Raw genomic sequence first — 13,661 nt, 5'->3', positions numbered from 1 at the left:
TATAACCTCTATCTTTTGCTGTATGCCCAATGGCCTTTCGACCTTCCACCTTGGTGGTTAATCATATTATGAGGACCAAAAGGAACCAACTCCATAACACCAGGAATCTCTGAGTGATGCCAAGTGTTACCATCTCTCATACCTACAGGCAACTTTTCATCGAGCCACTTAAATTGAATGTAATCTGATTTTTTCCATAGTCCTTCTGGTAATTCTAACTTTGCTTTAATTAAACCAGCTGACGCAAAGTCAGGGTATTTTGTTCCAGATTTAAACGAAACATTAGGAACCAAACCTTTATCAATAGCCTTTTGCTTGATTGCTCTTTTTTCTTTAATAGTAAGCTTATCGCCATCTGGAAAATCTTTCCAAGACCAAGGTTTATTTGAATTAATTAAACTCGCATAATCGGAAGCTTGTATCTCTAGTTTTTCAGCTGCTAACCACTTGTTTTGACCGCTGGGCAGCTCATTCCCTTTTGGCGGCTCCAATTCATCAGCTTTGGCTTTGGTGGGCTTATCGGTGACGCCTCGAATTGGTGATTGACCTTGATATTCATCCAATGCTTTATTAACTCGCTGTCCGATTTCTTGGGCGGCTTGTTGCATATGCTGGTCGATTTTGGGGGTGACCTCGTCTAGGCGTTTTACCGTGGCTTGCATGCCTTCGATGGCGGCGTCTGGAAGTAGTAGGTCGTAGTGCCAACTGGTAGACATTTCATCGAGTGAATCGCGTAGGCCTTTGACGATGTTTTTAACTTCCGTAGCGGATTGTTTTCCTAGGTCTTGCCAGTTGATGTCTCTTAGGTATTTAACTGGGTCGCCTTTACCGCCTTTCCAACTTTTCTTTGGGTAAAAAGCCGCAGTACGGCAAGCGCAGCACAGAGAGACTCTCCAGTATTTTTTAAGATAACCTTGTCTATAGACCTCTATTTAGTCGATTCTGAATATTGACATTTTGGTGCTCAGACTGGTTGAGCAACTCAGTTTACCCACAGTTTGGCTAGAATTTTCCGGCAGTTTTGCCCTGCGAAGCACACATCGTACCGTGCGGCACTATACCACCTAGCCTCTGTCCACAAAACAGCTAAGGGTGTAAAACAAGTCAACACCCTTGGGTAAGCCTAGAAGCACGTATGGAGGATATATCCAGATTCAGATTAGGTTACTAAGCTCTCAAATTATTGAGAAGTTCATTTATATCTTTTGAAACATATATAAAAGCTTCTGGTGAATCAGGATCTTCTTCCACATTCACGAAGATTATAGGTGGATTTGAATGATCAATATTAAAATTATAGGCAAAAAAGTTGCCTGTACCTCCGGCATCAGCAATAGGAAAGATATTTGGATATAAATCTTTCCATTTATTAAATTTTTCCAGAGCACTATATAGCATGTGTTCAGAGGAACAATTTTCTAAAACGTGAAATAACGGTCCAAACGTTACGGGTGCTAAGTCACCTGATTCAATTACCTCTTTAGATGGTACTAACCCCTGTTTGTCAACTATAAAAGATTTGTAATCAGCAGGTAGTATAAAACCTATAATGGCCTCTATTGTTGAGATCTCAGTGCTCGAGATATCTTGCAAAGGAGGATCTACATACTCTTCCCAAATTATATTCACTTTTTGCTCCTTGTTACTTTTTATAGCCTCCACCCTAAATAGACATTCCTCCAGTATGGGGCACGAAAGCGTCGTGTCCTATTTGATTGAATCACAACAAGTGTCACAATACAGCGTTATTCATGCTGCTTAATAGCGCCACGTACCATAGAAGCCATATCAATGATTTCCATATCCCCCATGTCGGCAATTAAATTCAAATGGGCAAAAATATCGCACTTTTCAATATTCTTGACTTTTTTCTCGCCACCCATAAATAAAAATGGTGCAAAGCCGTACACTTCATCGGCATTGAGTGGGCCCTGTTTTTTTAATGCCGCAGGAAAGAGTGGCTTCCTTTGGTTATTTTCAATATCAAGATCTTCAATTTCTTGAAACGCTATAAAATTTTTTATTGTCCGCTCAGTGTTACCTGCTTTAATATCTTGCTCATTCCCTTTTTTTGTTCGCATCCAATTTAGGTGCGGGCTTATTTCAAGGGACTCACCTGTTGTTTCGCCGTAAATCTGAAGTTCCCCCCAAGCGTTACGCGCTATAACATAATAGATATCATCTTGCTCAAACGGGGTGTCTTCTAAAAATCGGTCAAGAATGTCTTGATAATCCGCTGGATTTGTCAACCAAAATAAACCATCGGCAAAGCCACTGAAACCGAGTATTTGCCAGTATTCAAGTAGCTTGTCAGGCAGTTTCCCTCGATACGCTTCTATATCAGCGGTAGTCGCAGGTATGATTGTTGTTGGTTGGCTAAATTTGCTTAGAAAATATTCTAATGCGTCATCATTCGTCTCTATCATAGGTTCTCTACTTTACTTTTTGTTCAACGGGCAACGCTCAAGTCGAATGTTCAACTTAGCATCTGGGCCATATTCTTTAAATGCTTTTTCAACTTGCTCATCCATTAATTCCACGCGTGTTTTATCCCCTTTTTTACTTCCTATAGGTGCTTTGGCCCACTGCGGACCTATAGATTCATTAACTCTTTTATCACCCAGACGAGTAACATTATCATAACCGCCAGCGCCCATATCAGGGTCATGTAATGCATGTAAATTGCCCATAATTTCTGTTGCTCTTTGCAAGGCTAATTTTTCGGCTTCAGCATATGATAATTTTCTACTGTATGAGTCTTTAAGAGATCTCTTTAAATCTTTTTCGAAGTCTTTTCTAAAACCTTCTTGAACAGTTCCAGTCCCTTTGCGCTTCATATTTTTGTATCGATCGCGGTTTTCTCTGTATTCACCAATGGTTAAATCATTTAAGCCTTTTTCTTGATTCTTAAGCTGCCTTGCGTAATTATGCTCTAAAGCACGTAAGTCGCCCTTATGTTTTTTCCTTAAGTTATCACTTGGTTTAAAACAGGGGACCTTGTATGCTTTCATGCCTGCTTTGAGAGGGTGCAACCCTTTCCCTCCCGGCAATTCATTCCCTTTTAGCGGCTCCAATTCATCAGCTTTGGCTTTGGTGGGCTTGTCGGTGACGCCTCGAATTGGTGATTGGCCTTGATACTCATCCAGTGCTTTATTAACTCGCTGCCCGATTTCTTGGGCGGTTTGTTGCATATGCTGGTCGATTTTTGGGGTGACCTCGTCTAAGCGTTTTACCGTGGCTTGCATGCCTTCGATGGCGGCGTCTGGAAGCAGTAGGTCGTAGTGCCAACTGCTAGACATTTCATCGAGTGAATTGCGCAGGCCTTTGACGATGTTTTTAACTTCCGTGGCGGATTGTTTTCCTAGGTCTTGCCAGTTGATGTCTCTTAGGTATTTAACTGGGTCGCCTTTGCCGAGCTTGCGTAAAACGGCAAGCGCAGCAGAGAGGGATTCTCCAGTATTTTTAAGATGGCCTTACCTACGTTGTGATATGTCTTGGATCCTTATTTATCACTGCACGCTATCTCAATAAAGCACTTGAAAGTTAGCTACCGTGGTTTCTTTAATTAAAAATGTAAATGAAAGCAGCAGAAGAAATGTGGTGAGAAATGTAGGCTAGGAAGACGATTGAACCTAGCCTCACAACATCTATGCATTTAAAGGACTTAAAAAAGTGCTATTGGTTATGGGGTAATTGGTTAGATAGCGCAACGATATCGGCCATAACACGCTTCTCTCCAAGGTCCGCTAAGAAAGCTAAATGTTCCGTGGCTTTTACCTTTTGGAGATTCTCAAGCTTAGGTTCGCCACCAAGGGCAAGAGCTGGCACGAAGCCATAGATTTCTCCATTTTCAAGAGGGCCTAGCTTTTCGACAGCACGTTCAAAAAGAGGTTTTTCATTGTGATCTTTTAGATCAATTTCGGCTTTTGGGCTTTGAGTAGCAAAAAATAGATCTAGTGATTTAGATGCTCCATTTTGAGTATAAAACTCATTATTAAACATTGGAAAAATCATTCCATAGTTACTTGTTATTTTTAAGCTGTAACCAGAGTTTTTGCCCCAAATGCACATTTTACCAAACGCATCTATCGCAATGACAGAAAAAATATCGATGCCTTCATTTTGCATTATTTCGAACTGAGTTCCTTTCAACCATTCAGTCAAAAGATCTTGATAGTCTGCTGGGTTGACTATCCACAGACGCCCATCTCCCCAACCACAAAAGCCGTACTTCTCCCAATACTCAAGCAGGTTGTCAGGTAAAACGCCTTGGTAGAATCGTAGCTGCTCTGGGGTTGGTAGGATCGACTTTATAGCTGGTCCAAAGCCCTTATAGTGATAAAAATTGTCAAAAAATTTGTTCATTATTTGCACCTATGTAGATTCATATTTAACTTTGCATCCGGACCTAATGCTTTTAGCGCTTTCTCTGCCTCATTATCCATTAGCTCGACACGACTTAACGTAGTCTTTTTACCTGAGTCATCAAAACCTTTTTTATTCCATCGTGCGCCAATAGATTGGTTGACGCTAGCGTCACCTAAATCAACGATCTCATCTAACCCTCCCGCTATCATATCAGGGTTATGTAACGCATGAAGAGTTTTCATATCCTTCTTTGCTAGCTCTTTGGCTTTCTCAAGTGCCTCTTCACCAAAATATTCCCCTTTAGAAATGAAGTCATTTTCGTATTTTCTTATCAGGTGCTCTCTGAATTCTTCTCTAGCCTGTTTTTGCGCCTTTCCAGTTCCTTTTCTTCCAATCTTTTTATAAGCATCGCGATTTTCAAGATACTGTTTTACTGTCATGCTATTTAGCCCGTCCATTTGTCCTTTTAATTGGCGGTCATATTCAACAGCGGTTCCTTTGGCATTCTTTTTAAAACAAGGCACATTGTATTGCGGCATACGTTTTATTGCAGATCCCGGCAACTCATTCCCTTTTGGTGGTTCCAACTCATCGGCTTTGGCTTTGGTGGGCTTGTCGGTAACGCCTCGAATTGGTGGTTGGCCTTGATACTCATCCAGTGCTTTATTAACTCGCTGTCCGATTTCTTGGGCGGCTTGTTGCATATGTTGGTCGATTTTTGGGGTGACGTCGTCTAGGCGTTTAACCGTGGCTTGCATGCCTTCGATGGCGGCGTCTGGAAGCAGTAGGTCGTAGTGCCAACTGCTAGACATGTCATCAAGTGAATCGCGCAGGCCTTTGACGATGTTTTTAACTTCCGTGGCGGATTGTTTTCCTAGGTCTTGCCAGTTGATGTCTCTTAGGTATTTAACTGGGTCGCCTTTACCGAGCTTGCGTAAAACTGCAAGCGCAGCAGAGAGGGATTCTCCGGTATTTTTTAAGATAACCTTGCCTACGCCTTTGACCGCTGAGCCCACAACTGGCACTAAACCAATACCCGTTAGGGTAAAAGCAAGCCAAGCGTCGGTGTCGTTGGCTTCATCATCGTCGGTCAGTAACATGACATTGGCAATGATATCTCGTAAATCCATGACTTGGTCGATAATTGGTATCATGGAAATTAAGGTACCTACCACGATTTGTGACGTGGAGGGGTTTTGATTAAAGTCGCCTTGTAGTGTGCCCCATAACCAATCACCTGCTTGGGTTGCAATGCCGTTGGCTTCTATCAGTGGTGCGGTATTACCGCTGCGTACCATTTCAGCCGCTTGCGCTGGGGTGATTTGTCCATACAGAGGGTTTTTAGGGCGATTATCTTCTGGTAGGTAATCGCGTTTATCCTCACCATATTGCACGGTGTATTGACCAGGCGGTGCATTATCAATTTTTGCTTTACCGCTGTCATCTAAGTTACCAGTCAACTCTGTGCCGTTTGCAAATCGAATGATATAAGGTGCGCCCATAATTGGGCTGCCATCTTGATAGGTATAAGACAACTCAATGGTACTGCTCATCATGGTGGCAATGCCATCGGCGGCCAGTGAGAGTCGAGCATTTTCAGACAGCGCTTGAATTTGCGGTACACTCGGCATCGTGGCGCTTTGTTTACCACCAATATCTTGCTCCATGCTACCGTCAAACACAGTCATGGCTTTGCCTTTTAAGGTCAGTAACTTGTCTGCAAAGATGTTGACGTTACCACTTGAGTCAATACTGATTTCACTGCCGCCATTGGCAAGGGTGAGGTTGCCAGAGCCACTGCCTTTAATCGTGATATTGCCTTGGCTTTGAATGATTTGACTTCCCGCCGGGGCGGTGATGGTAAGGTTGTTGTCTGCCTTGAGGTTGATATCACTTTGGATAACACCGCGATGGCTGCGACCCGCCTTAAGGGTGATATTTTGTGTGGCGCTGACGTCTATTTGATTGGCGGTGACGTCTAGGTTGGTTGCTGCATCGGCAATGACTGACTTTTTACTCTCCAGTGCCAGTTGTTGTTTGGCGCTGGCAATAAAGGTTTTATTGGTGAGTAGTCGGATTGCACTTTTAACACTGCCAAGTTGGATGTCTTTGGCTGCAAAAATGTTCATCGCGCCAAGTTGCGCAAGCCAGTGAATGTAAGGCTGCTTTTTATCCCCATGTAACACCAAGTGCTGGTTGCCCGCTAAGGTTTGCAACACAATATGCGGGGTATTTGGGGTGTCATCAAACATCAACAGGTTTTGGCCGCGAGAGCACAACACGTTTTGGGCGTTATTGGCGCTGGTAACAACCGACGGTTGGGTGTCGTTAAGGGCAAAGCCTAACAGGTAACTTTGGTCTGGGTCGTTGTTCATGCAACCGATGAGCACATTACTGTCTGGCAGCAGTGGAAAATGTAACCCCGTCGGCTGCTTTTGGCCGCGACAGACATATTGTGTGAGGCGCTTGACCGACTCGGTCACCTGACTATCAAAATGTACTTGCGTGGCATATTGCCCTTGTGTATCGACATGAGGATTGGCCTTTGACCCTGACAGCGAACGTACCGTGGCGGTAAACACCATCGGTTTTGGGCTATGCTCTGGGGGCGCGATACGTATTGGCTCACCCCGTGGTACACAAACCGACTCGCTATGATATGCAACTTGCTTAGGGTCATTGGCACTGCCTTGCTTATAAATCTGTTTACTGCGAATACAGGTATAATCGCCACCTTTCGCTGTGCCCAATTTACCATTTAACGAAAACGAATAACCAGCATTGGCTTCGGCTACGTTTCCTACCAGCGTGACTTCATTTTTACCTTGTTGATAGGCAAGCTCGAGATTGCCGGTGCGCTCAAATTGCTCAGCGGGATTTTGTGCCGCAGGTTCAAAATAGCTACGCTGCGCCGAGCTGACCGAGGTTGGCGGATGGGCATTCACATGCACTTGTGAGCCACCCATTCTAAAACGATGGCGGCTTTGGCACTGCGTAAACCCAACAAAGCCGGTTTCATGTTCGTGAACCAGGCTATCTTTATCCGTCACCGACAGTAAGCCTCGCTCAATATAGGGGCTTGCAAGGTTTCCCTCGGCAATCACTATCGACTCAATAAAATCATGGCATTCAAACCAATAAATTAAGCCGTACTTTGCTAAGAGTCGGGTGAAAAAGGTGTAGTCGTTTTCTAGCGCTTGTACGCACTGCGGTAGCGTGGGTAAATCTTTAGTGACTCGCCATTTTATCCGGTCTTGTGAATAGCCGGCTTTTTGTATCAGCTTATTGAGGACAGACTGAACATTGGCTTGTACAAAGATTTGGCTTTTTTCAGTTTGCTTAAGTAACTCAAGGCGAGGCTTTAAGACCACCTCTGCACCACAAGTGTGCTCAGACACAAAACCAGATTGGATATCAAACAAAGTCCCAGTGAAATACGTCGATATTGCATCTGGTGACTCAATTTCAAACGTGAGCATATTGCCGACAAGTAACTCATCAGCCAGGTCAAATTGGGATTCTAGGTTCGCTTTGAGTAAAAAGCCGCGATTGATACAGGTCGTGAGTTCAAAATCGACGACATGTACAGGATGGTTAGTACCATACACCACAATCCTTGTTTGCATTTTTTATGTCCACTGTTGTTGGTTAAAGCCGTTCCACCAATACGCGGTACTACTTCCTAGTGTGCTGCGATTGGTTTTTATTTGCGCGCTATTGTTACATAAAAGGCAAGCATTTTTAACTCATTTTTTTACTCAGCATTCGAATGCTTATCTTTTGGTGTAACGGACTGTTTTTAAATCTCAAGCCAAATGAAAACGGTGTCAGCTTACCCTCCTTGGCGGATATCAAAGCGCGTCCATGCGCTTCTCGTTCATTCTTTTTAAACGACGAAAAAGAACGAACCAAGAAAACGTCGCCCCAGCATCACACTTAATCCTCAAACCCTAAGCCGATATAGTGCAACCGTCTTGTAAGGCACATCCATGATGCCAGACAAGACTTAGCCGACATCCTGTCGGCACATTGCATATCAGCTATGCTTTTCGGGTGTGATGGAGGGGGAAATCGCGCTGTCTGTTAGTTCTGGTTTTATCCAGTAAAGTAGCTAATTAGCTTACAAGCACCACAAAAACGATCGGTGTGAACTCCTAATTAACAGTCTAAATCGTTTTGTGGGAGGTGGTTTACCCGCCGGGCTGTTATGTTTTTCGGGTGTGGTAAAGGGGGATTAGTATTGACTGCAAGTTCTAGTTTTTCTCTCAAAAGCAGCTAATTTTCCTACAAGCACCAAACAAAACTATCAGCGCCTTGTATCTCCCTCATCACACCCGAAAGTAAATTGCCAATGAGTCATTTCAACGCATGGATGCGTGAAAAGCGGTGACAGGGCCAAGGATGGCCCTTACACCGCGGTGACGTTCATATTGGCAATTTACTTGAGGAGTCAGTGTGATGTTGGGAGTGCCCTTTCTTTTGCTTACTTGTTCTTTGGGCATCAAAGAAAAGTATGTCGTAGCCCATGGATGGGCGTCGAAACCAGTCAGGAGGACGGGCTGACTTTACGATAAATTTCGAGCTATCAGCCGTTAGCAAAATAAACCTCCATGTTTAATATCAAAGCGCATCCATGCGATCCTCGTTCATTCTTTTTAAACGACGAAAAAGAACGAACCAAGAAAACGTCGCCCCAGCATCACACTTAATCCTCAAATCCTAAGCCGACATAGTGCAACCGTCTTGTAAGGCACGTCCATGATGCCAGACAAGACTTGGCCGACATCCTGTCGGCACATTGCATATCAGCTTATGCTTTTCGGGTGTGATGGAGGGGGAAATAAGTTGTCTGTTAGCTGTCCACAAAGCCATCAGAAACATAGTTGCTTGCAAGCACCACAAGAATTTATCAGCGCCTTGTGTCTCCCTCATCACACCCGAAAGTAAATTGCCAATGAGTCATTTCAACGCATGGATGCGTGAAAAGCGGTGACAGGGCCAAGGATGGCCCTTACACCGCGGTGACGTTCATATTGGCAATTTACTTGAGGAGTCAGTGTGATGTTGGGAGTGCCCTTTCCTTTGCACAACGATTCTTTGGGCATTAAAGAAAAGGTAGTCGTAGCCCATGGATGGGCGTCGAAACCTTCTGGAGGACATATCAAACATCCCTCCATGGCTCGTATCGACTTAAGAATTGTCGCGCAGATAACGACTTGAACTAGTAGTAAAAAGAAGTAAGTCAGGCTTCAATTTGAAGTTTTAAAGCCTGACCATTTTAAGCATACACCACTAAGCAGCAGCTTTTTTTCGAGAAAAGTTTTGTCTCGCCACTTTAGTTGTAATTGATAAGACAGCCAACAGTTCAAGACCTAACAGAATATTTTTCATGATTGAGTAGTTATAGAAAACCCAATTCCAACCCCAAAACTGCTTGGCAAACTCTTCGTTAACACCCAAATAATCTAGGTTGCGGATAAGATTCTCTATAAATGCTAAAAAATCTACGCTGATGAATAAGAGAAACACTGTCATCAAGGCCATATCTGCATTAGTCATTTTGATTTCATGCGACGATATATTTTTTCTAGCTAGCCAAATTCGTGAAAACGCAGGGCGAAAAGCAACCGCAAGAAAGGTAACAATATCTGTTACTAAATGAATTAAGTATATACGATTATTTTTCCATAAATGAAGTGAATTATCATCTAGTGGAAATATATTAAAGTACAGAGCAGAATAACCAAGTGAGTGCGTGGCAAAAAGCGCTACGCATATATGCCTAACGTTGATGTCCGAGTAGTAAGCTCCACATATCAACGCTATCGAGAGCAACATACCAATCTGAACTGCTTGAAAGCTTAAAACAAAAATGCTTAAAGGTATAAAAAGAAGCGCGAGTAAATATTTCATTGGTTACCTACATGAATTTTCCGTATGTTACTTTTGCACATCAACCATTGCCTGGTGCTTTTTCCGTGCGAGGCTGCTCACCATTTTCTGGACCACTTCCTCCAGAAACAAATCTTATATCCGTCTCAATCAATATACGCAGGGAAGCTTCATTATCTTTTTTTGAGTCAATACTTAAAAAACGAGCGATAAATTCCGACATCAAATTCTTCATCATTAATCTCTATTTTTTTATATCTTCTTGCTCTTTCTCACTCTGTTTAATTTGAGTGATAAGCCCTTTGATATCAACCGAACAATAAATACATATTTCTAAAAATTGGTTAATTCTTGGTTGTCCGACACCGGTTTCCCAATTCTCTATCGTCCTGAGAGACACACCAATTTTATCTGCCATTTGTTGCATGGTGACCCCCTTTCGTTTTCTAAGTGCGCGAAGGTCATCCCCTGAAATGCTATTTTTAAAGAAAAACAACGCAGTTATATCCTTAACATAATATCGTTACTATACGAATGTTAAAGAAGCAGTAAACGAGTCTTACTTTACACGCTTTGCTTCTCCGCCAACTCCGAACCCATTAACGGGAAATAGTAACAAAAAGAAACAAAAGCGCAACATTTTTGAGCTGTGTTTTTCGTTAAGTAACAAAGCGTATATTATTTCGGCACACCTAGCAAATATAACAGTTGTAACAAAGATCCTTCACAAATAGCCGCGCCGGCACTTTCTACCACTTTTGGCTTACCATGGATTGCCACACCTAGCTGGGCTTTTGCCATCATCACTAAGTCATTTGCGCCATCACCAATGGCAACGGTTTGAGTCATTGGGATCGCATATTGGGTTGCAAGTTGACCTAGCACTTCTGCCTTTTTGTCGGCATCTACGATATCACCTAGCACTTTGCCGGTAAGCTGCGCGTTTTCCACCTCTAGGGTGTTGGCAAATACAGCGTCTAGTTGGAGTGGCTCAATCAATGATTCTGCAAACCATGTAAAGCCACCCGAGGCGATGGCAAGATGCCAGTGATGCAGCTTTAGCGCCTGACATAACAGCTCTATACCGGGCATTAGCGGTAAGTTTTCTTTTAATGATTGAATTTGTGATAACGGTACGCCAGAGAGTGACGCAACGCGGCGGTGTAGACTTTCAGAAAAAGAGAGTGCCCCGGCCATTGCCTGTGCGGTGACAGAAGCCACTTCATCATATCGGTCGGCCAATCGAGCAATTTCGTCAATACATTCAATTTGAATTGCGGTGGAGTCCATATCCATCACAAGTAACCCAGGCTCTGCTAAAGTAGGTGCTTGTGTTATCACCGCACCTTGCGCATTAATGCTTTTGGCAAAATGCCTCACCTCAGCCTTATTCGGCATTTGCGATGCGTTAAAACGCATACCCAGTGCAACAGGAAGCTGTTCATGAGGTTGATATGCCGTAAAATAAGCCTGCTCGATAGCAAATGTTTGAAGAAATTTTGTGACTTCCACAAGGTGTTGCAATTGTATATTTGGGCCAAAAAAGCATATTGATTGGGTCGTCATCTCAGGTAATTGATTTACTTGTGTGAGGCTTGTGGTACCTTGGCAGCTATACCAATGAGCCAGCGCCATATGTTCCTGAATTGGTGTGTTTAGTTCACTATTAGCGAATTGAATGATTGACGACATAAGTTGCTCCTTGATAGCGTTAAGCCGATTTTTAACATGATTGCGCTAAGCTGTCAGCACTGGACCTTAGCAAAAGCGGGCAATATGCGATAAATATGAAAAATTTACATGTATTAGAAGTGTTAAACTCGACCAGAGGGCGTAGATTATTTCGCCTGTGCATCGCCGCGACGTGTTTAATTATGGTGACTTGGCTTGCGTTTAATACCAGTTTTGAATCTCATCGTTTGCTCCATAATGGCGCAGACCTTACCGCAAGAAGTCTCACCAAGCAGCTCGCAAAAAATGTGGCATTGCCCCTCTCTCGCAGTGATACGCCAAGGCTCAGCGCACTGGCAAATCACCTCGCTAGCGATGACTTTGTGCTTCAAGTCGCAATTTATGATTATCAAGGACGCTTTGTTGTTGGTAACGACGGTAATTCCTCACCCACAGATTATCAGCAGCTACCTCAAACCTTACCGGGACTGAGTAAAACCAAAAGCATTATTTCTGAACCAGTATATACGCCAACCGGACAGCCTCTTGGGTTCGTCAATATGGTCTATTTGACAGAAGCTGCTATGTCACAAAGCCACTCTCATTTCCACGAACTTGGACGAGTCGTTTTACTGATGCTGGTGATTACGATGGTATTCACATGGCAAATAGGTCGAGCATTAAAACGCTGGGAAGTAAAACGCAAAATTCGCAAGAAAGTAAAGATGCTTCCTGCGCCTGAAAAACGGGCAGAAGAATTAGAGCAGGGGTAAAGCTGTTAGCACTGTAATAAAGTTGATAACATAATAGTTAACCTAAAATAAAATCGAACAACAAAGGATATGAATAGTAAACTTTTTATTACCCCAAAACCCAATCCAAACGCTGAGTTGCGGTTATTTTGCTTTCCTTATGCTGGCGGTTCACCAGCTATATTTACGCCTTGGATCGATAAAACAAGTGAATTTGTTGAGCTCGTTTTTGTGCAGCTTCCAGGGAGAGGGGCTCGACTGGTAGAGCCAGCAATAGACAACATGCCGGATATTATCTCTGAACTCATGGTACACAAAGACTATATGACCAGTAAGCCTTTCGCGTTTTTTGGACATAGTCTTGGTAGTCGCATTTCATATGAGCTTGCTTTTCAATTGTTAGACGCAGGCTTGCCTACTCCACGTAAAATATTTGCTTCTGCGAGTCGTGCACCACATTGCACCTCAACTAAGTCTCATTTACATGGCTTACCACACGATGAATTTATTGCTGAGCTTCGTGACTTAAATGGTACGCCAAAAGAAGTTCTTGAAAATAAAGAGCTTATGGAGCTATTACTCCCGTTGCTCCGAGCTGACTTTAAAATAGCAGATACCTATGTAGCAGAACAGTGTGCATTACCCATCCCCATCCATGTTTTCCATGGCGTTGATGATGAGATCTTGAATGAACATGTTATTGCGTGGCAAGAGCTAACGACACAGCCATACCAGATTACCGAATTTGCCGGTGGGCACTTTTTTATTCACCAATACGCTGATGAGATGATCTCCATTATTAATCAACAATTGGCTTAAGTAGTGTTGGTATTATGCCGGAAAAGCATAAAGATCGCCGGGTGAACCGGCTCCTACACCTGCTTTTCTATTGTTGGTAAGTATGATTTTATATCGCGGTAACTGCGTAAAGATCGCAGGGTGAACCGGCTCCTACACCTGTTTTTCTATTGCTGGTAA

At 43.2% G+C, this 13,661-nt stretch carries 12 protein-coding genes; 2 read left to right on the top strand and 10 right to left on the bottom strand.

The window, feature by feature from the left end:
• Positions 1–8: 8 nt before the first annotated feature.
• The 10 genes from PPIS_RS18990 to serB form a co-directional block, all read right to left on the bottom strand.
• Entirely contained in the window at positions 9–716 is a 708-nt protein-coding gene (locus tag PPIS_RS18990; RefSeq protein WP_010379460.1) for an HNH endonuclease signature motif containing protein, read from the bottom strand.
• Between the two features lie 451 nt (positions 717–1,167).
• Positions 1,168–1,629, bottom strand: coding sequence for an SMI1/KNR4 family protein (locus PPIS_RS18985; protein WP_248694184.1), 462 nt, complete (start codon positions 1,627–1,629; stop codon positions 1,168–1,170).
• A gap of 116 nt (positions 1,630–1,745) precedes the next feature.
• Positions 1,746–2,426: a GAD-like domain-containing protein gene (locus PPIS_RS18980; protein WP_010379464.1), complete on the bottom strand. Its 681-nt coding sequence runs from the start codon at positions 2,424–2,426 to the stop codon at positions 1,746–1,748.
• A gap of 12 nt (positions 2,427–2,438) precedes the next feature.
• Complete coding sequence (locus PPIS_RS18975; protein ID WP_249031231.1) at positions 2,439–3,191, bottom strand: polymorphic toxin type 15 domain-containing protein; 753 nt, start codon at positions 3,189–3,191, stop codon at positions 2,439–2,441.
• A 484-nt stretch (positions 3,192–3,675) separates the two neighbouring features.
• On the bottom strand, positions 3,676–4,365 hold the full coding sequence (locus PPIS_RS18970; RefSeq protein WP_010379467.1) for a GAD-like domain-containing protein: 690 nt from the start codon (positions 4,363–4,365) through the stop codon (positions 3,676–3,678).
• A complete protein-coding gene (locus PPIS_RS25460) occupies positions 4,365–7,994 on the bottom strand; it encodes a polymorphic toxin type 15 domain-containing protein (RefSeq protein WP_249031230.1) in 3,630 nt (1,209 codons plus the stop codon). The genes PPIS_RS18970 and PPIS_RS25460 overlap by 1 nt, the downstream gene beginning before the upstream one ends.
• Before the next feature lie 1,666 nt (positions 7,995–9,660).
• The gene (locus PPIS_RS18950; RefSeq protein ID WP_010379155.1) at positions 9,661–10,281 is read right to left on the bottom strand and encodes a hypothetical protein; all 621 of its coding nucleotides are present in this window, start codon (positions 10,279–10,281) and stop codon (positions 9,661–9,663) included.
• Positions 10,282–10,321: 40 nt separating this feature from the next.
• Positions 10,322–10,498 (bottom strand): hypothetical protein, encoded by a 177-nt coding sequence (locus PPIS_RS25195; RefSeq protein WP_155940719.1) that lies wholly within the window; start codon positions 10,496–10,498, stop codon positions 10,322–10,324.
• Positions 10,499–10,504: 6 nt separating this feature from the next.
• Positions 10,505–10,756: a helix-turn-helix domain-containing protein gene (locus PPIS_RS18945; protein WP_010604437.1), complete on the bottom strand. Its 252-nt coding sequence runs from the start codon at positions 10,754–10,756 to the stop codon at positions 10,505–10,507.
• Positions 10,757–10,938: 182 nt separating this feature from the next.
• Positions 10,939–11,952: a phosphoserine phosphatase SerB gene (gene serB / locus PPIS_RS18940; RefSeq protein ID WP_010379157.1), complete on the bottom strand. Its 1,014-nt coding sequence runs from the start codon at positions 11,950–11,952 to the stop codon at positions 10,939–10,941.
• Positions 11,953–12,047: 95 nt separating this feature from the next.
• On the opposite strand from serB, the gene PPIS_RS18935 reads away from it, so the two are divergent.
• Both PPIS_RS18935 and PPIS_RS18930 read left to right on the top strand, forming a co-directional pair.
• Entirely contained in the window at positions 12,048–12,704 is a 657-nt protein-coding gene (locus PPIS_RS18935; protein ID WP_010379158.1) for an AhpA/YtjB family protein, read from the top strand.
• Positions 12,705–12,773: 69 nt separating this feature from the next.
• Positions 12,774–13,502 carry a thioesterase II family protein gene (locus PPIS_RS18930; protein WP_010379161.1) on the top strand — a complete coding sequence of 243 codons (729 nt, stop codon included), beginning with the start codon at positions 12,774–12,776 and terminating at the stop codon, positions 13,500–13,502.
• Positions 13,503–13,661 lie beyond the last annotated feature (159 nt).

Source organism: Pseudoalteromonas piscicida (assembly GCF_000238315.3).
Lineage (GTDB): Bacteria > Pseudomonadota > Gammaproteobacteria > Enterobacterales > Alteromonadaceae > Pseudoalteromonas > Pseudoalteromonas piscicida.
This window is presented reverse-complemented; position numbering and strand designations above follow the sequence as displayed.